This window comes from Pseudomonas fluorescens (genome assembly GCF_002837185.1).
GTDB lineage: Bacteria > Pseudomonadota > Gammaproteobacteria > Pseudomonadales > Pseudomonadaceae > Aquipseudomonas > Aquipseudomonas fluorescens_AM.
This window is the reverse complement of record NZ_KZ478010.1, coordinates 32781-54903: the sequence shown is the minus strand read 5'-3', so window position 1 is coordinate 54903 and position 22123 is coordinate 32781. Positions and strand designations below refer to the sequence as shown.

Sequence of the window (22123 nt, the reverse complement as noted above, 5' to 3'; positions counted from 1 at the left end):
ACTAAACTCTAAAAACGCAAAACCGTGGTCTACCCTATTTCTCCAAAAATAAACCATATTTTTAAAGAGCAACCTCACTGAACTCTAAAAAACGCAAAACGTGGTCTGACCCCTATTTCCCTCAGATAAATGCGCGCCTTTTCCACTTTTTTAGGCTCAGCACGCTTTTATGCCTAATCCGATAGGGTGTAAGAAACATCTCCCGAGTCGCGCCAAACTCCATTCGCAAAGCTTATCGGCCGCTGTGGATAACATACCAACACCCCTTCGACGAACTGACGAAACGACAAGTCAAGTCGCGTTATCCAACGCATATTGTCGATTTCCAACAATCGCCAGTTGTCTCCACTGTCGAAACCGAAAGCAGTCCCGGTGCTATCCCAGCCGAACAGCCACACCTCGCCCTTAGCACCCGATTCATAGGGTCCGTCTTTATAAAACCCATCATCACCAAAGTACTCTACCGCGGGACATAATGTGTGCCTGCGGAAATAGGGGTCAGACCACTATTTTCCAAACCGTGGTCTGACCCCTATTTCTCCACCATTTCTAAACGCATAATTATTGTTTAGTCTCTGGCAGTGGTTTTAATGGCGCGGACACATCCTGTGCGCTCTTAAAACTACGACTGCCAGAATGTCAGACAGACGCCATATTCATCGAGAAGATCGTCAGCAATTTCAAACTGAAATACCTTCTCTGGAAAGGCATCGGATAACGCGCGCTTCCAATATCTAGTGATCTGTTCAGCAAATAAATGACAAAGACGATAATCTTCTTCCGACAGGCCCACTTTAAATACGGGTCGGCCCGGTGCATCCTCCCACTTTGAAAAGAACTGATTTATTGAAAAAATATTTCTGTATCGTTCAACGTCTCTACGCGATGTACTTTGTTCCAACATACTAGATTCGGTCTCAACCAGCCCGTTCAAATGAAATTTTTGCGGATCGTATTGCTGAGCGTTAGGCAGCCAGAAAATGTGACCACTGACCTCAATAAAATCAGGAGAGAGCAAACCTAGAACAGAAATTGCCTGTTCTAATGAAACCAAGTGCCCTACATATGAAAAAAACTCCCCGGAGCCAATATCTGAAACAAACAGATTCAACGACTCTTTAGAAATATTACCCTGATAAACTTTCATCATTTCAACCCTAAGCTATCAAGAACCGACTGAGGAACATTTCCCTCAAAAGCTTTTGTATCACTTCCCTTCTTGGGGAAATATGTTCCATTCGGAGCTTGGTTCCAGTCGACCACCTTAATCCGAGAGCTAGACACATCATATAGCGCACGCCCCTCAGGACCTTAGACAACAACATGCCCATTTCCAAGATTCGCATAAGAATCGGGAGTTTTCCCTTGCAACGGATACTGAACACCACCACGCGTTCCCTTGACCGTCACATTCGTTTCCCTGAGTCCCTTGGTATAATCTAAATCAATAGTATTACCGGCAGAGTCCGTAATGAACCTGGGTGTATTTGGAGCGTTAGTAGTTGCTTTTGGACCGAGTAGTGAATATTAATCAATCGACTCGATCTGGAAAACCAAAGTAGAAAAGTCGACTAACTCAGTGCCGCCACTACACTCCAATTTTGTTATGCAACCCTCCTCACTTATTACAATTCCTGCGTTCCCAACCCAAGCCTGCACAATATCGTTCACACGCCATACATTCCAGACCTTTAGTTCGCAAGCTTTTTTAGACACCACTGTAAAAAAAACTGACTCCGGGCTAGTATCAGACCATAAAATTATTTCAGAGTGACGCTGGTTATTTACTTCTAGCTCGCCCTTTACCACTTTTAAACGCAGTCCAGACACCAGCTGTTTAGATGATTTCAACCTTCGAGCCAAGAATTTGCTTCGGCCTGCCCTAATCTCTTTTTGAAAAATCGGGTGCGCAAGCCCTTCAGCAACTTTAATCGGAGCCCCTCGAGTCTGCTGAAAAATTGAAGACAGTGTTTCCGTCATTTATCAATATCCTGGCTTTCGGTAAGGATCGACAGCGGCGTGATCTTGCGGCCAACGAGGAACAAAGTCGTTCCCTCATCCCGAGCAGGAATGGGTTCGTGACTTAACTCCATAGACTCAACTCCACCTTTATCCGCATTATATCGCTGCGGTGCGAGCCCTTTACTCATTCGATCAAGGTTCTCTGATCCATATGTACTCGCAGCATCGGGAGCAGATGCCTCGTTTTTCCAAAACCTAGCCCGGACAGCAGACCAAGAAGGATCCTTACCTTTAGCCGTTTGATTATAAACATCATCACCAACCTTCCATCCATTCTTCACGGGCGGACTGTCGATCTGGGCAGGTGCTTTTGCACCTTATCTCTGTGGTCTGACACTTAAAAGTAGAACCATATCAACGCTTAGCTTTAGCCGACAGATAAGAGCTCAACACATCAGACAAGCCTACCCGCTCAATATAATCAACAATATATACAGCAGAGCTCTCGTCAGCCTCACATATCGGCTCAGACATTTGCTCTTGTAGTCCTGCAGTTTTATAGGCCCTATTAGCAAAAAAACCGACCACCAACAAAATCAAAATCAAACTATTTTGCTCTACACTTTCAGATGCGAAATTTCCTTCTGCCAACGGTCCGCCCTGCATCTCATCGGAGTCTAGGTAATATGCTAACTCATCAGCACTGAGCCCTCGATCAGACAACCATTGCCAACATCTATCAACTGCCTCTTGACACTTTTCTTGCGTACCACTCGCCGAGTCAAGATTACGTAGCGCATAATCAAGCAACAAAAGAAAAATTGAGGCTTTCTTTATCCACCTCATACTGTCAATGAGATTAAGAGCTTCTTTATTGTCCATTAACTATTTTCCCACCTTTAACTAGGACTGTTAGACGATTTGGCATTGCTGCGCCTCCCTCAGCGGTAACTCTTAGCAGGAGGGTAGGATAGCGCTCGCTGAATTGTTTAACCACCCCATTCAGGTCACTATTACCAGTTAAGCCTGCGCTACACTTATTGCAGATACCACTTGCATTAGAAATTTTCACATCCACAACGCGACCATCTAACTGGACAGACGTTAATCCTTGCCTGTCAATTTTATTAGCCACGTTATTAAATAGATCTTCTTCCGCATGCCGAGTAAATAACGGATTATTATAAGGTGACTTGATCGCTCTTGCCTCTCCGTATAGTTCATCTAGGCTTGGCAGCCCAGAATTGCGACGCAGTACTGGTGAAAGGCCTTCGACAACCTCAGATTCAAACCCAGGAATATCTGTTCTAGCGACACCTATTCTGTTCCCATCTGGCAAATTATATTTTGCTCTAATTAAAGCCAAGTCATCTGCAGTAGCAAGTTCAAAAAACTTCGCTGTATCTTTTGCATCAAGAGCGCACCTTTTGCATCAAGTGAACTGCTATTCAGCCACATCAACATCTACGAAAAACGTGGTCTGTCCCCTATCGCTTATCAGGGTCGTTCCCGATTGTTCTATTTGTGCTTTAGCTGAAGAAATTTCTATAGGCTGTCTCAACCCTTACAGAAATGTCATCAGGCGTGAAAGCCAGATTCTCCAATGCAGCCACTTCAATAGATAACAAGGGATTCGCAACTGCAAGTGACTTCAACCCGCACTGTTGGCGAACCTTAAAAATTGCGAAAACCTCCAAAGGCAGCAAATCAAAAGGTGGGTTTTTGAACTCCGGGTCCCAAGCCCCGCCCTTATCTTCGGAGTTAGCTAAGTGATATTGGCATACCTCGTCCAGTACACCGGCAAGCCTTTGCTCATCTGCCCAACTGTCTATCACTTTCTTGTAAATGCCGAGATCCATAGACTCAATCAGGGCAGGTGCATTCCCACCCGAATAGACAGAATAGAGCCACAGCATGAAAGGTTCGAATCGACGCTCTTTGAGATAGCCGGGATCAACAGCTCCATCAACTGTTAACATCCCAACAAGCACATCGGCGACCGACTCCGCTAGATCATGCCTATCCGCAGCAATGAAACCTGCAAGTAAGCAACCTGCATTGCTCAACTGATTGGTCAGATTCGGGGCGTTTCTAATGCCTTGAAGAAAGCTCGTATTAGAAAAGGTCTTAGCTCTGAGCATTAGCACCCAATAGCGGTAAATCATCGCGCGGGATACTTCCTCCCAGCCAGAAATATCACCGGCACAAATAGAAACCTCTCCCTGTATACCGTGACAAACTGCAAGTATCCCCAATGAATCAGATACATTGCCCAACCCCTCCAAGGAGTCACAGGCAAGATCCTCTTCAAGGTACTCAAGCTCTTGAGCCAGCATCCCATCCGACTGAGACAGCCAGTGCCGATGCTGCTCTAGGATTTCTTCTATTTTTTTCATTCTGGTACGCCCCATCAGTCAATTACGCGCCCAAGGTGAGACCCGCAATACTTCACCCTGTAGGTCAACGCCGATCAAATTACCACTCAAATTTTCAGGGGCACGCCTGAACTCCCGAAGCATCTGCCTAGCCTGCTGCTGCTCTGCCACGCTGATGATCTTGTAACGACCTTGTCGACTAGCTGCCTGACCCAGAACATCCTCGGTTTGGATGATTTGGTGTTCGCTGAAGGAGAACGCGGGCCGTCCGACGATTTGCGCCTCCGCTTTGAGGCCGTCAGCCATATGCCCGAAGCCAAGAAATCAGTGATCAAGGCACTGCTCGACGGGATGGTTCTTAAGTACCTGGCATCAAAAATCATGGAGGCGGATAACAGCAGCCGACCACCCAGTGCGTAATCAGAAAAAAGGGCCGATCTGAAAGAGTAAACCGGCCCCCCATACTTCGCTGCTGCGTATAGCAAAAGCTATACGCCATACGTCAGTGTTTATTGAGGGGAAATAGGGGTCAGACCACTATTCTTCTATTTAAAAGAGCAACTCCACTAAACTCTAAAAACGCAAAACCGTGGTCTACCCTATTTCTCCAAAAATAAACCATATTTTTAAAGAGCAACTTCACTGAACTCAAAAAAACGCAAAACGTTGTCTGACCCCTATTTCCCTAACAACATAAATATCACCTTTTCCAGGAATGGTGCGAGGAGAAGGTAGTACAAAATAGGGGTCACAAAATAGGGTCAGGCCACTATTCTTAGTCAGCTTAGCCGCACATCAACAAGCCAACCGAATAAAATAATAACAAAAAATAAATAATATTTCTAAAGGGTAATTCTGCTGAACTTTAAAAACACAAAACCGTGGTCTGACCCCTATTCCCCAAGTGTATAGCAGCACCTAGAAGACAGAAACCGGATAACTAATTGATACATATAGAAAATACCCACCTCGCGAGAGATGCGTGTTGTGTATTGAGATTTTGCTCCTGTTAAGGAGCGAAAATTCATGCTGAAAAAGGGCGTATTGAGCAGGTAGACCGTAGGTCGTCAGGTTGGTAGACAAAAAGGAGACAAAAGGACTACAAAAAGGGTACAGCTTGAGTACAAGAAGACTACAGGATGAGTGCAGGAAGGCGGCAAAAAGGGTGCAAATAGGGTGCAAAACACCGGCGCAAGGCCGGTGTCGATAGTGCCTGATCAAGTTGGGTATATTGGAAACTACATCTGTCGAATATCAGATAAAAAATCATAAAATTCTTTTTCTGTCATCTCAAACTCTGGCCCCTCGACCATTGCCATTAGTGACAACAACGCAATGTCTAAATCTTTTGTGAGAGAAAGGTTTGGATCTTGGTAAATATCAAGTGCCTCTTTTGATATTTTAAAAATATCAAATCCATCAGCAACTACTCTTCCAAGTCTGTCAGCCACTATGTCTTCCATGCTCATTGCTGCCCCCAACTCTTTAGCTCTGCTCCGGTCGGAGGGTAGTGCTGAGCATCAACCGGCTGCCCATTAATACTTTTCGGGTGGACACGGATTACTTCTCCTGCATGGTCATAGCTTTCCATCCATTGCCTCGTACTGCCCGTTTTAGGATCAAACTCCGTGGCGAAAGAAGCACCCCGAGTAGGTCCTTCTGTCCTTGCAGGAACCTCTTGTGTGTAGTAACGAATACGGCCATCAGGCAGTGTTCTAGTGACCGCTGCTGTCTCTTGAGCTTTTTGTAGTCCTGATAGTTTCGCTCTCAATGCAGCTTGGGCATTTGCACTTGTGGCTTCAGTAGCTACAACTTCTCCCGTTGTAGCAGTAGCTTTTGAACCACCCAACTCTACTCGAGCAGCAACCTTAGCCGTAACCTTCTCCGCCAGCAAGGCGCCACCCTTCACCAGCCCACCGCCAGCTGAAAGGACCGCAGCCATATCGCTGATCAGCCTTCCAGTTTCAACCCCGGCGTTAAAGGAGCCACTGGGCCCGGCTTCTTCATACTGCGCTTGCAGTCGGTCTATGCGATCAATATACGGCTGCTTGACCGCGTCCCAAACACCACCGCTCTCCACTACAGCTTTGAGCGCCGCATAGGTCTCCTTGAGGCTGCCTGCAGTGTGCACGATACCGTCAACAGTGTCGTTCAGCCCCAGAACAGCACCAGCGGCAGCACCGACTGTAAAACTCGCATCCTGCGCGATGTCGATCGCTGTCCACTTCGTAGCTGTGCCTGTACTGCAGACCAACGTCGGACACTCCCTCATTTCCTTGTCTCTCTGAGCCTTCTGCGCCTTGCTCAGATAGTTGTTCTGGACGGCATTAGTGCCCGCTTGCGCGCCGGTCACTGCCCCACTCAGGTCACCGCCCGCAATCCCCCCAGCCAGCCCAGCGGCCAAACCGGACAGCGCAACCACCGTCTCTCTCTGCTCCTGCGTCAGATCCGCCGTTTTAGTGTTTGGGTACAGTTGATGGGCGATCAATTCGCCCGTCGCTGCCCCGGCACCGCCTGCCAGCGCCGAGTTGCCTTGGGCCTGTGCCACCACGGCACCCAATACCGCATGCGCCATGGTATTCAGCGCATCGTTGTCCCCGGTGGTTTTCTTGATCACTTGTGCCAAGTAAGGAGACGACGCCCCCGCGATAGCGGAGCCAATATCGCCCCCAACCAGCCCTTGCAATGCCGCTGTTACGGCCTGAGCTACGCGTGGGTAGTCACCGCCCACGCCGTAGTCAGCCATGACTTTTTTGTACGCATCGCTGGCAGCGATTTGTTCCGGCGTCGGCTGATCATTGCCTTTCCCGGCCAGTTCTTTGCGACCCGCCTCTTTGGCGTTGAGCTCGCCTTGTGTGTGCACAATATCGACGGTTTGAGCACCAATATCCGCAATCAACTGCACCTGCCGCAGCCGTTTCTGCTCTTTCTCCTTATCGAAGATGGGGCTGATGGCGCCGTTGGCGTGTTCAACATCGTGGCTCAGCGTTGCCACGTCCTGCTGCTGTTTGGCAGGATCGCGGATGTTGAGGGTGCCGTTGGAAATGGCCGAGGACGTAGTGCCGCTGTCGCTGTCGCCGTGGTTGAATCCGATCAAGCTGCCGCTGGGCATGTTGCTGATGAACGCGTTGGTGCCATCGCTGCCACTGCTGACGCTGGCGCTCTGCAACTGGCTTGTGTAGTCAGCCTTGTTCTTTAAAACGCTCCAGCCCAGGGTGCCGGTGTTGAGGCGGTTTTTGTCCGGCGTGGCCGTGCTGCCGATCACGCTGCCATCGAGTTGGGTATGGTTGCCCACATCGATCTGGTAGCCGCCCTTGCCGCCGAACAGGCCGGTCTGCTCCTGCACGCTCTGGTATTTGGAGTCGATCTTGCTTTTGCTGATGCTCAGGTTGGCGCTGGCGCCGCTGCCGATGATGGCGAAACTGACGCCCCCACTGACATCCGTTTGCTTGGACTTGTAGTTATCGGTGTCCTGCAGGCTTTGCAGCGTGAGGTCGCGACCCACGGTAGCGGTGATTTTGTCTGCGCTGACTTGCGCGCCTTTGAGGGCGGTGTCTCGTCCGCTGATCAGGCTGACCTGTTTGCCCGCGTCCAGCGTTGTCTCCGTCCAGGTGGTGCCGGTGCCCTTCTCGTTGCCGGTGCCCTTGTTCGCATTGGCGAAGATACTCAGGCCACTTTCTCCGGAACCCACGCCCAGACTGATGCCAATCGCTCCACCGCTGCTGCTGTTTTTCCCATCGAGCTTTTGATTGTTGGCCGCAGCCTCCAGGCGAATATCACGCTCCGCAGCCAGCGTCATTTCATTGCTGGCCTGGAGCTTGCTGCCTTGAACGCGGATATCACCGGCGTCTCCCGGCGTGCCATTCCCCTGCGCCACGATGGTGAGGTTATTGCCCGCCGTCAGGTTGCTGCCCTGGCTGAGGGTTTGTTCCTGCGTCTGTCTGGAGTCGGACTTCTGCGACCCCAGGGAGATGCTGATACCTACAAACTGCCCAGCGTTGGCGCCGGTCATGCCGCCATCCTGCTGCGCCGCTTGCCACGCCTGCACCCCCGTCAAACCCGCCTTCACACCTTGCAGCGCCGAGAGGCGGCCGTCGTCCTCGCTTTTGGCTTGCTTGGCAGTTCGGTAAGCGGAGTCCACCGCGCTACCCACGGTGCCGGAGAGTGCCAGGGTCAAACCACTGGTTTTGCTTTTGGCCGTCTGTTCGCTGCGGTTGTTGTTTTCGGACGCCAGGATGCTGACATTTTGCCCAACCAGGCTGATGTCTTTACCGGCAACCACGTCAGAGCCTTTGATGGTGAGGTCTTTGCCCGCCCGGATATCCACGCTGCCCAGCACGCTGCCGATGTTGCTGGCCCGGGTGGTTTCGGTGCTGCTGGTGAGGGTGTTTTTATTGCTGCTTGAACCCAACGTAACGCCGATGCCGCCGCTGCTCATCAAGCCCGATTTTTTGGTCGAGGACGAATGGCTTTGTTCAAAGGTTTCCGTTGCCCCATCAATCACCACATTACGCCCGGCAATCAGGCTGGTGGCGTTCGTGGACACCACGTCACTGGCGCTCGTGCCGATGTCGCGACCGGCACGCACGACCACCGTGTCGGCGCTGATGGAGGAACCCTGTTGGGTAATCTGGTTACTGCTGTCGATGCGCGTTTTCTGGCTGCTGGACAGCAACCCTTTGCTGGTTTTGGTCTTGCGGTAATAGCTGTAGTCGCTGTCTTGGGCGGCCTTCAGCGTCAGATCATTGCCCGCATAGAGGTAGGCTTCCTTGCCCGCGCTCGCGCGACTGGCGCTGACGGCGAGGTCGTTGCCTGCACTCAGGGAGAGGTTTTCGCCGGCCACCAATGAGGTGCCTACCTGCTGAACGTGATCCTCTTTGCTGGTGACCTTCTTGGAATTGAACGCCGAATGCTGTTCATTCGCCGCCGAAGCCAGGTTCACATTGCCCTTGGCCACCAACGCCAGATCACGCGTGGCATTCAACTGGCTGCCGATGGCGCTGATGTCCCGTGCCGCCACAATCTGGAAGTCCCGCCCGGCTTCTACCACCGTGCCGTACTGGGTCACGTTGCTGCTGCGTGAGTAGGTGCTGACGCTATTGGCGTTACGTTGTTCGGCAGTGACGAGGTTCACGTCACGCCCGGCCTGGATACGGGTGTCGGTACCGCTCTTGAGTACACCGCCGGTGCTGTTGATGTCGCGACCGGCTTGCAGGGTCAGGCTGTTGGCGGCTTCGATGCGCGCGGCGTTGTCGACGAAGTCGGTGCGTTCGGTGCGATAGCCGCTGCTGCTCTGGTGGCTGGTGACGGTGCGTTCGTTGAGCACATCGCCATTTACCGCAGCGGCGCTGACGTCGCGCCCGCTGATGATGCCGCCGGCGCGGTTGGTGAGGCTGTTGCCGGCCAGCAGGTCGAGACGGTTGCCCGCTGCGATCAGGCCGCTGTTGACCATGTTGCGCCCGGCGCTGGCGACCAGGTTATTGGTGGCGCGCAGGGTGCCGACGTTGGTCAGGTCTGTGCCGCTGACCAGGCTCAGGTCGCTGCCGGTGATCAACGCGCCATTGGGCGCCAGGCGGTTGTTGGCCTGGGCCAGGTAGAGCACCGGCACCAGCACTTGCTGGCCGGCGACGGTGGCGTTTTCCATCCACACGATGTCGTGGGTCAGGGCCGCGACTTGTTCGGCGGTGAGGCTTACACCGACCGACAAATTGAGCGCCTGACGGCTGCCGATGGCGTTGTCCATCAGGTACTTGAACATCGCCGTGTCGCTGGTTTGGCCGTCGATGAAGCGCTGGCCGGTGCGGGCAATGACCGCTTGCTGAATCAGGCGCTGTTCATAGAGGCCATCACCCAGGCGTTTTTGCGCCTGGTCGGGGTCGTAGCCGAGCTTGGACAGCATGTAATCGGAACTGAGGAACTGGCCGAGATTGGTCAGCTGCGGGTTGGTTTCGATCAGGTATTTCTGTGGGTTGGAGACGAACTGGCTGTCCGGCAGGCCTTGCACGCGGTTGATGGTGACACCGTCGGCCGAGGTGCCTGCGGCGGGTACCACCGGCCCGGAAGCCGGGGCTCGGTCTACGCTGCCGCCGCCCAGGCTCCAGCCTTGCGGGCCGGTACTGGCCGGCGCACTGGCGCTTTGGCCGCTGAGGCGGAACAGGCCGCCCTGGCCGCTGGGCAAGGTAAAGCCGGGCAAGCTCAGCGGGTTGATCTGCTGCTGGGCCAGGTCCGGAGGCAATTGCGCGTTGAGGGTGACGCGGGTCGAGTAACCGTTGGCGGCACTGGCGCCGGTCGCGCCGGTGGTGGTTTTTGCACCCGCCCCGATGTAGGTGTAACCCGGGCGCACCACGCTGTTGTCGATACCGGCCTGCGCCTTGACGTCCACCGCGCCGGCAGCCTGAATCACGGCAGCATAACGCTGATCATCGCTGGCGATTTTGGTGACCTTGCCGAACTGCGTGCGCTCGATCTCCATCATGCCGATGAAGTTGGCCACCGTGGCCTCAAGGCCGCCGAGGTCATTGGGGTTGTAACCGGCGCTTTTGTACCAGTATTTGTTGGTAAGTGCGGCGGCTGCATCGAACCAGCGTCCAGGGTGCTTGGTGCGCTCTGACGTGAAAAGACGATAGGTCTCGGTCTCGCCGGTTTCGATGCCGGTGTTGACCAGGTTGTTCAGGCGCGCCGTGAAGTTACCGCCGGCCGCGATCGAGCTGCTGCTGTTGAGCAGGTCGCCGCCCGCCAGGGTCATGTTGCCGCCGGCGGTGATACTCGAACCGGCACTGGCGGCGGTCACTTCCAGTTTGTCGCGGGTCAGCAACTCCCACACGTAGTTGCGCGGGGTGCCGCCTGCTTTGCAGTCACCGGCGTTGACGTACTTGATGCACGCGCCCTCGGTGGCCGAGGCGGTGTAGACACCCGCGTCGTTGACGGTCAGTACCGCACGTTCGTTTTTGATCGTGGCGGCGGTGAGGGTCAGGTCACCATCACTCTGCATGCTCGATGAGCTGTTGATAATGCTGTCGGCCAGACCGCCCTTGCCGTCGCGATCGACACTCAGGTTGCCCATGCTGTAGAGGTCGCCGTAGCTGTTGTTCAGTGACGCCACGCGCAGGCTCATGTCGGCGCCGCTAAAGATCAGGCCGTGGTCGTTGAGCAATGCGCCGGTGTTGACCGTGAGCGTTTGCCCGCTGCCGAGCGTGGCGTAGTTGTTGAGCGTGCCCGCGTTGATCAGCAGGTCGGTGGCCGAGGTCAGGCGGCCGCGGTTGTTCAGGGTGCCGCTGAGGGTGGCGCGGGTCATGCCACCGCCGGCGATGCTGGCGGTGTCACTCAAGTTGGCCTGGGCGGCGCTCAGGTTCAGTTTGCCCAGGCTGCTGATGCGCCCGCTGCTGTTCAGCGCGCCGCTCAGGCTCAGGTCAAGGTCGCCGTCGCTGGCGATAAGGCCATTGGTGGACCAGTTGCCACCGCTGCCGATAAAGCGCCGGGCGCCGAGCAATTGACCGGTCGCGGTCTGTTCGAGGCTGTTGACGTTGACGGTCAGTTGCCCGGCCTGGATCACGCTGCTGTTGGTCCAGGTGTCCTGGGCGATGGTCAGGTCGCCACGGGTGACCAGGCTGCCGCCTACATCATTGAGATTGCGCGGCGCGATGCCGAAGGTGCCGGTGCCCACATGCAGCACATTGCCGCCTAGGTTCTGCAGGCGGTCGGCGTCCAGGCTCAGGTTGGTGTTGGCTGTTTCCAGCACGCCGTCGCGGTTGTCGAACAGCCCGCCAATGGCGAACTCGGTGGTGCCGCTGTTGCCCAGTGCGCGCAGGCGGCCGGTCTGGTTGTCCAGGCTGGCGGCGCGGACCTTGAGGGTGGATTCGCTTTCGATGATGCCCAGGCGGTTATTCAACGCGCCGCTGAGGTCCAGGTCGATCTGGCGGGCGGCAATCTGGCCATCGTTGTCGCCGCTGTTATCGAAATCGTGGCCGACCACGCGCATCAGGCCTTTGGCATAGAGCCCGCCGTTGCGGTTGTCGAAGTTGCCGGTGGTGACCAGGCCGTCGCCGGCCTGGGCGGAAATACGTCCGCCGTAGTTGTCTACGCCACCGGCCTGCAGGTCCAGGGTCTGGCCCTGCATCACGCCGCCCTGACGATTGTTGGTGAGGTCATAGCCGTTGCGCAGCACACCGACCACTCGGGTCTGCAGCAAGGCCTGGAGGCTGGCGAGGGTGCCGCCCCGGTTGTCGAGGCTGGCTGCGCCGGCAGTGAGGTTGCCGGCCTGGGCGATCAGTTTGCCGCTCTGGTTATCGACCGCATCGACCACATCGAGGGTCAGGCCGCCCTGGCTTTGCACCGCGCCTCTGGCGTTGTCGAGACGGTTGGCGCTGAGCGTGAGGTCAGCGTTCTGGCTGTAGATCAAGCCGTCGTTGCCGTTCTGTACCAGACCGCTGGCGGTGATGCTCAGGCGCTCGTTGGCCGCCAGCGTGCCGCGATTGCGGTTATCCAGGCCGCCGGTCAGCAGCGTCAACAGGCCTTGGCTGGCGAGTTGCCCACCCTGGTTGTCGATCTGCGCGGCACGGCTGATCAGCAACGGGCCAGCGCTGGCCAACTTGCCGTTGGTGTTGGTCAGGGTCGCCAGCAGGTCCAGACGGGTGGCAGCGCCGCCGCTGATGGTGCCGGCAGTGTTGTCCAGGTTCTGCGCGGTCAGGTTCAAGGCCGTGCCGCTGTCGATGGCGCCGCCGTTGGCATTGTTCAGCAGCCCGGTGACGTTGAGGGTTTGCTCGGCAGCGCTGGAAAGCGCGCCTTTGTCGCTGTTATCCAGCTCGGCGGCGCTGACCGTCAGCGCTTTCTGGCTGACCAGCGCACCCGCGCCGCTGTTGAGCAGGCGGCCGGTGAGCGTGGCATTGAGGTCGCCGTAGCGGCTCGAGAGGGTGCCGCCGTTGCGGTTGTCCAGGCTTGCGGCAGTGGCGTTCAGGCCTTGCCAGCCGGACATCAGCCCGTTCTGGTTGATCAGCGTCTCGGCGTTGAGCACCAGCAGGTTATTGCTGATCAGCTTGCCCGCGCTGTTATCGAGGGTGCGACCACTGAGGGTCAGGGTCTGCGCGCTGGAGAGTTCGCCGCCCTGGTTGCTGAGGTCACGCAGGTGATTGATGCTCAGGTTGCCGGCGGTGGTGATCAGGCCACCGGTGTTGTTCAGGTCGCCGGTGGCACTGCCGAAGTCCACGGCAATCGCGCTGCCCAGCAAGGAGCCGCCCTGGTTATCCAGGCTCGCGGTATTGATGCTCAGAAGGTTGGCCGCGTTGATCAGGCCCTGGGCCTGGTTGGTCAATGGGCCGCTCACGTTGAGCAGGGTGTCGCCACGGCTGGTGAGGGTGCCGCCGCTGTTGTCCAGGCTGGCAGCGCTTGCGTCAACCGCAGCGGCGGCAATCATGCCCTTGACGTTGGCCAGGGCCTGGCCGATGCGCAGGGTCAGGGCGGCGTTGCTCAGCAGTTTGCCGCTGCTGTTATCGAGGTTGTCGGCGGTGAGTGTGAAGGCCTGGCTGCTGGAAATCTCGCCGCCCTGGTTATTAACGTCCTTGAGGTTGTTGAGCATCAAGAGCGGGCCGTTGATCAGCCCGCCCTGGTTGTTGAATTGGCCGCGATTGAGTTCAAGGGTCAGGCCGGTGGCGCTGGTCACCTGACCACCTTGCTGATTGTTCAGGTCGCGAGTGTCGATGCGCAGCGCATTACGCGCGCTGAGGGTGCCCTGCTGGCTGTTGTCGACGGCTGCGCTGGTCAAGGTCAGGGTGCCGTCCGTCACCAGGCGGCCGCCCTGGTTGTCCACCGCGTCACGGGCGGCGATGCTCAGCGGGCCGGCGCTGGAGAGCGCGCCACCACGGTTGACCAGGGTGCCCGTGGTCACGGTGAGCAGCCCTTCGCTGCTGATCAGGCCTTGGTTGCGGTTGAGCAATTGATCGACGTTCAGGTTCAGGCCAGTGCCAGCCACTACCAGGCCGCCATCGCTGTTATCCAATTGCGTGCCGTTCACCGCCACGCCCGCACGGCTGGACAGCTCGCCGTTGCGGTTGTCGATGTTGGCGACGTCGACCTGCACGCCGCCGGTGCTGGCGACCAGGCCTTTCTGACGGTTGTCGAGGCGATTACCGGTGAGGTGAAGAACGCCCTGGCTGGTGACGCGCCCGTTCTGGTTGTCGAGCGTGCCGGCGCTGAGGCTCAACGCCTTGCCCGCCGTGACCAGGCCCGCGACGTTGTCCAGGGTGGTCACCGTCAGGTTGGCAGTGTCCAGGCTGGAGATTTCGCCGCCGGTATTTTGCACCGTGCCCAGCGTGGCAGTCAGCGGCCCGTTACTGGCGATCAATCCGCCCTGGCCGTTCTGCAGCGCGCCGGCGTCGATAGCCAGCGCGGTGTTGCTGAGGACTCGTCCGTTGTTGCGGTTATCGAGGGCAGCCGCCGTGACGCGAGTGCCTTGCCGGGCGCTGAGGGTGCCGCCCTGGTTGTTCAAGGCTTGGGTATCGACGCTCAAGCTGCGGCTGGCGATCACGCTGGCGCCATTGTTGTTGACGGCCTGGCCGCGCAGGCTGACATCACCTGTGGAGTTGCGGGTGTTATCGGCGTTGACGCCGGCTTCGATGATGTCTGCGTTGGTCAGCGTGCCGCCGCTGGACAGTGCAATGCGGTCGCGTGCGGCCAGGCTTTTGCGACTGTTGAGATCGCCCTGGGTTTGCACCTCCAGCGCGGTACCGGCATACATCGGTCCCTGGGCGTCAAGGCTGGCAGCTTTGACATTGATCGCGCCGCTGGCAGCGGTCTGCGCCATGCTCAGGCGCCCGTTGGCATCGAGCTGGATATCCCCACCACTGGCGGCCAGGGTGCCGTCGAGCTTCACGCCCACGCCGGCTTCGGTGCCTACCAGTTTGATCGCGCCGGCATACATGCCACCCAGGGCCGACGAGTCGATCGCCAGCTCGGGCTTGGCGCTGCCGTCGTCGGCGCGAGCGGTGGTTTTCAGGCTTTGTGCATCGACGTCGTTGCGCCCGGCGATCACGTTGAGTTCGCGGGCGTTGATTTGTGCGTTGATCTTGGCCGAGCGGGTGATGATGTCGAAGCGGTCGACGTTGCTGGCGTTCAGGCCTTCGCCGTCGATGGTCACGGCGCCGCCCTCGACCTGGTAGCTTTTCAGCTGGCCGGTCGGGTCGATGATGGGCTTGCCGGTGGTGAGGGTGACGTTGGGGGTGTTGATGAAACCGCAACCGGCGCAGGTCACGCCGTACGGGTTGGCGACGATAACTTTGGCCGACTGCCCCGCCACTTCGGTGTAGCCGCGCAACTGGCTGGCGCTGCCGCCGTTGACTTCGTTGAGGATGACGCTGGCCGCACCGCCCTTGAGGTTGGGGTTGCCGACGATGATCCCGCCCAGTTGGGTGTTTTGCAGCGCGCCGTTGGCGTTGTTGAGGATCACGCCGTTGGGGCCGACGTTGTACTGCTGGAACTGGTTATGGGACAAGCCTGCGCCGTTGGGCGTGGCGATGTTCACCACCGGCACGCCATTGCCCGCCGCGCCCACCGTGGTACCCGGCGCACTGACCACGATGCCCTCGGCCTGGGCCAGCAGCGGTTGCCAGAACAGCGCGTTGGCGAGGATCAACGCCAGCCCGCGCTTGGGCAGGCCGAAGAAGGCGTTTCTCGGCTTCAGGGCGGCAGAGGGTTGGCGGGCCAGGAAGGCAAATTGTCGAACGTCCATTTTCAGTTTCTCGCTGCGGCGCAACGTTGAATTACAGGAACAAATCCAGGCGGAAGTAGATCGGCGCTTCGCGCTCGGTGACGACGCCGGGTCTTTCCAGCGAGTGGGCAAAGGTCACGCTGGTGCTGACGTTCTTGCCTCGGGCGAATAGCTCCAGGGAGTTGCTGGACACGCGGCCATGAACGTTGTCGTTGTAGCGATCGTTGCGGATCACGCCCTGGTCGTAGCCGACGCTGGCGCCGTACTCGAAGAAGGCCGGACGCATCCAGTCGAGGGTCACCGGGCGTGCCCAGCGCACTTCGTTGCGCCAGTAGCCGCCGCTGTCGCCGGTCAGCAACTGATCCTTGAAACCGCGTACCGAAGCCGAGCCGCCGAGGCTCATGCGCTGGGGCGAGAACAGCGGGTCTTCACTGCGTTGGCCGGTGGCCAGGCTGCTGAAGCTGAACGACTCGCCCCACAGGCTGAACGGTTGCAGGTAGCTGACGGTGGCGGTGTATTTGCGGTAGCGCGAGTTCGGCTGGCGGCGGCCGAAGGCGTCGCGCTCGTCCTGCGACTGGGCGTCGAGCAGGCCGATACCGCTTTGCATGCCCAGGTCCAGGTTGACGAAGGCCGTGCCGATACGCCGCCCGTGGTTGACGCCCAGTTGCAGTTCGCTGAGGCGGTTGCTGCTGGGCGCGGTGCGCACGTCGAGGATGTAGTTGTTGGTGCGCAGGTGCGCCAGGCCGACGTTGACCGAGGTCTTGCTCACGTCATCACGGTGGATCACTCGCTCGGCGCGCAGTTGGTGGTTCTGGTTGTCGCCGTCCTGCTTGTATTTGAAGTCGTCGGTCACGCCGAAGGTGCGGTAGTCGCTCTCGCTGTAGGTGTAGCTGAAGTTCCACCAGCCCCACGGCACGTTGTAATAGAGCATGGTGTTTTTCGAGGTTTTCTGGTGGTCGCTGATGGCGTCGTGGCCGCCGCGCAGAATCAACTGGTCGCCCAGGCCCAGCGGGCTGTCCCATTCAAGGCCGGCGCCCCATTGCTGTTCGCCGGTGCTTTTCTGGCCGTCGTTATTGCGCGACAGGCTGGCGCGCCAGGGCTTTTGCGCGGTGTTCTTGACCACCACGTCGCTGCCGCCTACCTGGCTGCCGGGGGTCAGTTCCATCTGCGCTTGTTTGGACGGCAGGCGGTTGAGCTGGTCCACCAGTTGCTCGATTTCACGCAGGTTCAGCGCTTCGCCGACCTTGCCGGGAAACGCCATGGCCAGTTCGCGTTCGGTCACGGTACTGCCTTCGGCGCTGCGCAAGGCTTCGAGCTTGCCTTCCACCACCAGCACTTGCAGGTGGCCGGTGGAGAGGTCCTGCTGCGGCAGGTAGGCGCGGCTGGTGACGCGGCCCTTGCCGAGGTAGTAGTCGGTGATGGCCTTGAGCAGGTCGTTGAGCTGGGACACGCCCAGGCATTGGCCGACGTAGGGCTTGAGCAGGCGCTCGCGCTCGGAGGCCGGCAGGCTGTCGGCGCCTTTGAGCTCGATGTCCTTGATCGGGAAGCAACGGGTGTCGGCGGGGGTGGCCGGGGCTTCAGGCTTGGCTGCTTTGCCGGGCAGGTCCTGGAGTTCCTGCAGACGCCGCTGTTGCTCTTCGAGCAGGCGGTTCTGCCGATCGCGGATCAGGTCCTGGTCCCCGGGCGTGGGGGCAGCGAATGCAGTGTTCAGGCTCAGGCAAGCGAGCAGGAAAGTGCATAGAAGAAACCGAGTCCGTGGCATTGGCAGAGGCATGTTCGATCCGTCGAAAATCAAAGGCCGGCAAGCTAACATCGAACGTTCAGCAGACCAAGACGCGGGGGCTGTCGGGTGTTCGAGCGTGCTTGCGGTCAACCTAATGATTAGTAACAAAAAATAATTATCGAACAGTTTCCGGCCTGACCACTGACACGTTTAATCCGACCGGCGGCAACTGTTTCGAGCGTGATTCGACTAACAAACCGCGATCGCCATTATTTAGCCATCAGGTGTTATCGAGTTAGGGTTAGTACCGGGGAGGGGAGGAAAGTTCGCGGCGGTTTTGTGATTTGGATCCCATTTATCGGAAATCCAATCAGTTTTTTTGAACCCGTGCGCATTCACAGCACTGGAGATCTGAATGTGAGAGGGGGCAAGCCCCCGATAGCGGTGAATCAGTCAGCCAATGTTTAGCTGACACACTGCTATCGGGGGCAAGCCCCCTCCCACATTGGGTAGTGCAGCACTGAAGATATCAGCCAAGGCCTTTGTCTTTTTCCGGGCCGGGCACCAGGGCCAGGCCAGGGCGTTCGACATCGCGGGACACGTGGGATTTCACTTCCCCCACGCCGCCCTCTTCGTCGTTGTGAATCACCAGCACGCCGGGGCGGCGCAGTTGTTCCAGGTCGCCCTCGCCCAGCTTGAAGCTTTCACTCAAGTGCTGGTCGCTCAGGGCATTCGCCTCGGCGCGACGCTGGGCGAATTTGCGCCCTTTGCGTTGCTGGTAGCGTGCCCAGGCAATCAGGATCACGGCGTTGAACAGCGCGATCCACAGGTAGGTTTGCAAGGTGTTGAGCGCGGCGAAGATCGGCGCTTCCAGGCGCGGGCCGCCGTGGGTTTCGAGCATGGCGTTCATGCCCCGGGCCAGCAGCCAGACCAGGCCGGCCCAGGCCAGCAGGGTAAGCACCACATCGATAATCCACATCACCAGGTTCTGGCGGGTTCTGACCAGTTTCATCGTCACGCCTCCTCTTGGGCAGGTTTGATACCACGGTCCGGGCTGACCCAGCGGGCGCGTTTCTGGTGCTGGTTGAACAACACCTTGGGAAAGCTGACCAGGGTGGTGAACAGGCTCACCAGCCAGAACACCATCGGGTACCACACGGTCCAGAACAGGGTTTTCCACAGGTCTTTTTCGTAGCGCCGGTCAATCAGGATGCTCACCGCGAACTGCAGCAGGCACACCATCGCCAGCACCAGTCCGGTAAACGCCGGCGGCACCAGGGAGTCGACGGTAATCGCCTGCGGCAACACCATGAATTTGCCCAGGCCCCAGAACACCACCGAGAGCAGGAAGGTGAAGGCCCAGCCGGTGGACAGGCAGTATTCGAACAGCAGCGGCCACAGGTAGCGATGGCGCCATTGCCAGATGCCACGGATATTCTTGAACAGCACTTCAGCGCCGCCCTGGGCCCAGCGCAGGCGCTGTTTCCACAGGCCGCCGACGGTTTCGGGCATGAGAATCCAGCACAGCGCACGCGGCTCGTAGAAGATCGCCCAGTGATCGAGTTGCAGCTTCCAGCTGACATCGATGTCTTCGGTGATCATGTCGGTGCTCCAGTAGTCGATGCGGTCCAGCGCCTTCTTACGGAACGCCACCACCACACCCGACACCGTGAAGATGCGCCCGAACACGCGCTGGGTTCGCTTGATCAGGCCGATGATCGAGGAAAACTCGCCCACTTGTACCCGGCCGATCAGGGTCGAGCGTGTGCGCACACGCGGGTTGCCGGTGACGGCGCCGAGGCGCGGGTTGTCGAGCATCGGCGCGACCATATAGGCCGCCGCGTTTTTGTCGAGCAACGCATCGCCGTCGATGCACACCAGGTATTCGCTGCGCGCCGCCACCGCGCCCATGCGCAGGGCCACGGCCTTGCCCTGGTTCTGCGCCAGGTGCAGCACGCGCAGGCGTGGGTGTTGCAGCGCCAGCGCGTCGAGTACTGCGGCGGTGTTGTCGCTGGAGCCATCGTTGACCGCGATCACTTCGATGTTCGTGTACACCTGGGCCAGGGCGGCCGCCATGGTGTCGGCGACGTTATCGCCTTCGTTGTAGCAAGGGATGATGATCGAGATCAGCGGGTTGCCGGCCAGGGTCGGCGCCGGCGTGTCTTCCTGCCACGGCCAGTGGCGTTCCCAGTGCAGCCAGAAGTACAGGCCGCCGGCGATCCACAGCGCGGACATGAACAGCGGGTAGAAAAACACGAAGTCCATCAGGAACTGCCCGGTGACCAGGAAGATCAGGCCCAGGGGCACGCCCAATACCAGTGCCAGCACGAATATAGCCAGGATTCTGTCGAACATGATCAAGGGTTCCACTGGTTGGAAAGGGCCGGACGTATCGTCTTCAAGTCCGGGGAGTTTTCCAGGAAGTTGTCCGGGTAATAGCCAAAGCTCTTGACCCCCTGGCGTTTGAGCACGCCCATCCATTGCGCCAGTTGCTCTGCGCTGATATCCGGTGCGGCTTTGGTGCGCCAATCTTTGGCTTGCAGCTCGAAAACGGTTTTTTCCATAGCGCCGGGGCGTGCCTTGACCGTGGCCACCAGTTTTTCCAGCCAGGCGTTGGAGTCTTTCAGCGATTGGCCTTCCATCAGCGGCATGGCCATCGGCGCGGTCCAGTCGTAGGCCTGCAGGAAGTCATCGAGGTTCTGCGCGAACCAGGCTTCGCTGGCCGGGTTGAGCATCGGTTCGGCGAAGATATTACGCGCGGTCAAGATCTGCGGGCCGCGTATGGCGCGGAACTTACCGGTCAACTCGTGGGTGAAGTCGATCAGGTAGCGGCTCTTGAAGCGGGTCCAACGCTGCATCACGGCGGGGTCGGCGCGCAGCGCGGCGATGTTGTCCGGCAGGCCCTGGGCGGCGTACGCCTTGAGGGCTGCGGGGCTGGCGTCTTCAAAGTCGCTGAGCACCGCGTCATCGTGATACAGCACGCCATCGATGCCGCTGTTGCTGGTGCGTGCGAGGTCTTCGTAAATTTCGCCGATGACCTGCCGCACTTTCGGGTCAAAGGGCGACAGGCGCTGATATTGATCGGGATCGGGCGCCACCTTGCCGGTCTGCGGGTCCCAGCGGGTAACGCGCGGCAACTTGGAGTCGAGGGCGAAACTGAGCACCGGCATCCACGCAAACACACTGGCATGGGCACGGGTATGCAGCTGCCAGGAGACGCGGTTGAACAGGTCGGCACGCATCGGCAAGTGGCGGTTGGGGAAGTACAGCGAATGCACCAGGCCGTCGCCTTTGGGGTCGGCGTAGGCTTGCAGGAATACCGTGACAGCTCCCATGTCCACCACGCGCTGAACCAATACATCCAGATTGCGCGCCTGTTGGGCCGGGTCGGGGTCGTAGACGTGATCCAGGTCCACATGCAGTACGCGCAACGGCGCCTTGGCCTGCACCGAAACCATGCTGCTGGCGAAGTGTTCGCCGTCCGGATCGGAAGCTACCAGAAAGCGCGGGCTGTTCATCAGCTTGTTCGAGTCATCCAGACCGTCGTCCAGGGTCAGCGCCATCTCATAGCCGTGCTCTCCCACCACGGCCAGGGTAGTGCCGTCGGCCGCACCATATGGCCATACCCACACACGAGGTGCCTTGCCGGTGACGGTTTTGATCTTGTTGGAGATCCCCACCACATCAGCGCGCATCCGCGCCTTGAACTGGGCTTCGGTTTCATAGCGCTGGGTCGCCGGGTCAAAGCGACGCGTGGTGGCGGCCGGCTCGAGATTGCCTTGAGGGTTGGCGAGTATGCCTTTGTGATTGGCGTCGGTATGGGCGGCGATTTCCACCAGTCCCGACTGGGACACTTCACGAATCTGCTGCCAGGTCAGGAAGTCTCCCCGCGGACGCGGCGTACCGGCAAAGTCCACCGGCTGGTTCAGCGGGGTGTCGATCCAACTGCCGACCGGCGCCAGCACAGCCGGCCAATTGTAAGCCCGCAGAATCGGCATCACGCGGGTGTAGAAGCTTGCGTAGCCGTCGTCGAAGCTGAGCATCACGGCTTTGGGTGGCAGTGTCGGCCCACCTCGGCGTGCGGCGAGGACCTGGTTCACGCTGACCGCCTGGTAACCGTTCTCGCGCAGCCACGCCAACTGCTCGACCAAACGTTCGGTACGCACTGCCACCACCGCCTGGTCGGGATCGTTGTCCGAGACATCGTGGTAGGCAATGCCCAGGAAGTGGTTCTTCGGCCACGGCGCTTCGCTGGCCAGGGTCGGCCGCTCGGCAGGTGGGACGAATGGCGCGGGTTGCTGGGCACAGGCGGCAGCCAGCATTACACCCAGAACCAAAAAACAACGGCTGAGGAAGGTCATGGTC

At 58.2% G+C, this 22123-nt stretch carries 13 protein-coding genes; 1 reads left to right on the top strand and 12 read right to left on the bottom strand.

Features of this window, described 5'->3' with window-relative positions:
• Positions 1-622 precede the first annotated feature (622 nt).
• The 6 genes from CIB54_RS20645 to CIB54_RS20625 form a co-directional block, all read right to left on the bottom strand.
• Entirely contained in the window at positions 623-1147 is a 525-nt protein-coding gene (locus CIB54_RS20645; RefSeq protein ID WP_024673397.1) for a hypothetical protein, read from the bottom strand.
• A 380-nt stretch (positions 1148-1527) separates the two neighbouring features.
• The gene (locus CIB54_RS20635; protein WP_101220798.1) at positions 1528-1980 is read right to left on the bottom strand and encodes a hypothetical protein; all 453 of its coding nucleotides are present in this window, start codon (positions 1978-1980) and stop codon (positions 1528-1530) included.
• A complete protein-coding gene (locus CIB54_RS27385) occupies positions 1977-2303 on the bottom strand; it encodes a hypothetical protein (RefSeq protein WP_157829748.1) in 327 nt (108 codons plus the stop codon). The genes CIB54_RS20635 and CIB54_RS27385 overlap by 4 nt, the downstream gene beginning before the upstream one ends.
• 73 nt (positions 2304-2376) lie before the next feature.
• Positions 2377-2844 carry an Imm6 family immunity protein gene (locus tag CIB54_RS20630; protein ID WP_101220797.1) on the bottom strand — a complete coding sequence of 156 codons (468 nt, stop codon included), beginning with the start codon at positions 2842-2844 and terminating at the stop codon, positions 2377-2379.
• The gene (locus tag CIB54_RS27380; protein ID WP_157829747.1) at positions 2834-3328 is read right to left on the bottom strand and encodes a hypothetical protein; all 495 of its coding nucleotides are present in this window, start codon (positions 3326-3328) and stop codon (positions 2834-2836) included. The genes CIB54_RS20630 and CIB54_RS27380 overlap by 11 nt, the downstream gene beginning before the upstream one ends.
• 163 nt (positions 3329-3491) lie before the next feature.
• Positions 3492-4358 (bottom strand): hypothetical protein, encoded by an 867-nt coding sequence (locus tag CIB54_RS20625; RefSeq protein ID WP_232790584.1) that lies wholly within the window; start codon positions 4356-4358, stop codon positions 3492-3494.
• Positions 4359-4529: 171 nt separating this feature from the next.
• On the opposite strand from CIB54_RS20625, the gene CIB54_RS27375 reads away from it, so the two are divergent.
• Positions 4530-4757, top strand: coding sequence for a hypothetical protein (locus tag CIB54_RS27375; RefSeq protein WP_137199865.1), 228 nt, complete (start codon positions 4530-4532; stop codon positions 4755-4757).
• Between the two features lie 818 nt (positions 4758-5575).
• Here CIB54_RS27375 and CIB54_RS20615 read toward each other — a convergent pair.
• The 6 genes from CIB54_RS20615 to pgaB form a co-directional block, all read right to left on the bottom strand.
• Complete coding sequence (locus CIB54_RS20615; RefSeq protein WP_055002011.1) at positions 5576-5806, bottom strand: hypothetical protein; 231 nt, start codon at positions 5804-5806, stop codon at positions 5576-5578.
• A complete protein-coding gene (locus CIB54_RS20610; RefSeq protein ID WP_157829746.1) occupies positions 5803-16056 on the bottom strand; it encodes a hemagglutinin repeat-containing protein in 10254 nt (3417 codons plus the stop codon). The genes CIB54_RS20615 and CIB54_RS20610 overlap by 4 nt, the downstream gene beginning before the upstream one ends.
• Positions 16057-16087: 31 nt before the next feature.
• Positions 16088-17809 (bottom strand): ShlB/FhaC/HecB family hemolysin secretion/activation protein, encoded by a 1722-nt coding sequence (locus CIB54_RS20605; protein ID WP_101220793.1) that lies wholly within the window; start codon positions 17807-17809, stop codon positions 16088-16090.
• Between the two features lie 478 nt (positions 17810-18287).
• Positions 18288-18770, bottom strand: a complete 483-nt coding sequence (pgaD, locus tag CIB54_RS20600; protein ID WP_065949932.1) for a poly-beta-1,6-N-acetyl-D-glucosamine biosynthesis protein PgaD — start codon at positions 18768-18770, stop codon at positions 18288-18290.
• A 2-nt stretch (positions 18771-18772) separates the two neighbouring features.
• The gene (gene pgaC, locus CIB54_RS20595; protein ID WP_065949931.1) at positions 18773-20113 is read right to left on the bottom strand and encodes a poly-beta-1,6-N-acetyl-D-glucosamine synthase; all 1341 of its coding nucleotides are present in this window, start codon (positions 20111-20113) and stop codon (positions 18773-18775) included.
• 2 nt (positions 20114-20115) lie between these two features.
• Positions 20116-22119: a poly-beta-1,6-N-acetyl-D-glucosamine N-deacetylase PgaB gene (gene pgaB / locus CIB54_RS20590; RefSeq protein ID WP_065949930.1), complete on the bottom strand. Its 2004-nt coding sequence runs from the start codon at positions 22117-22119 to the stop codon at positions 20116-20118.
• Positions 22120-22123 lie beyond the last annotated feature (4 nt).

Coding starts and splice junctions, on each gene's coding strand:
- CIB54_RS20610 (WP_157829746.1), bottom strand. CDS start 16,056: ATGGACGTTCGACAATTTGCCTTCCTGGCCCGCCAACCCTCTGCCGCC.
- CIB54_RS20615 (WP_055002011.1), bottom strand. CDS start 5,806: ATGAGCATGGAAGACATAGTGGCTGACAGACTTGGAAGAGTAGTTGCT.
- CIB54_RS20605 (WP_101220793.1), bottom strand. CDS start 17,809: ATGCCTCTGCCAATGCCACGGACTCGGTTTCTTCTATGCACTTTCCTG.
- CIB54_RS20630 (WP_101220797.1), bottom strand. CDS start 2,844: ATGGACAATAAAGAAGCTCTTAATCTCATTGACAGTATGAGGTGGATA.
- CIB54_RS20645 (WP_024673397.1), bottom strand. CDS start 1,147: ATGAAAGTTTATCAGGGTAATATTTCTAAAGAGTCGTTGAATCTGTTT.
- CIB54_RS20635 (WP_101220798.1), bottom strand. CDS start 1,980: ATGACGGAAACACTGTCTTCAATTTTTCAGCAGACTCGAGGGGCTCCG.
- CIB54_RS20625 (WP_232790584.1), bottom strand. CDS start 4,358: ATGAAAAAAATAGAAGAAATCCTAGAGCAGCATCGGCACTGGCTGTCT.
- pgaB (WP_065949930.1), bottom strand. CDS start 22,119: ATGACCTTCCTCAGCCGTTGTTTTTTGGTTCTGGGTGTAATGCTGGCT.
- pgaD (WP_065949932.1), bottom strand. CDS start 18,770: ATGAAACTGGTCAGAACCCGCCAGAACCTGGTGATGTGGATTATCGAT.
- pgaC (WP_065949931.1), bottom strand. CDS start 20,113: ATGTTCGACAGAATCCTGGCTATATTCGTGCTGGCACTGGTATTGGGC.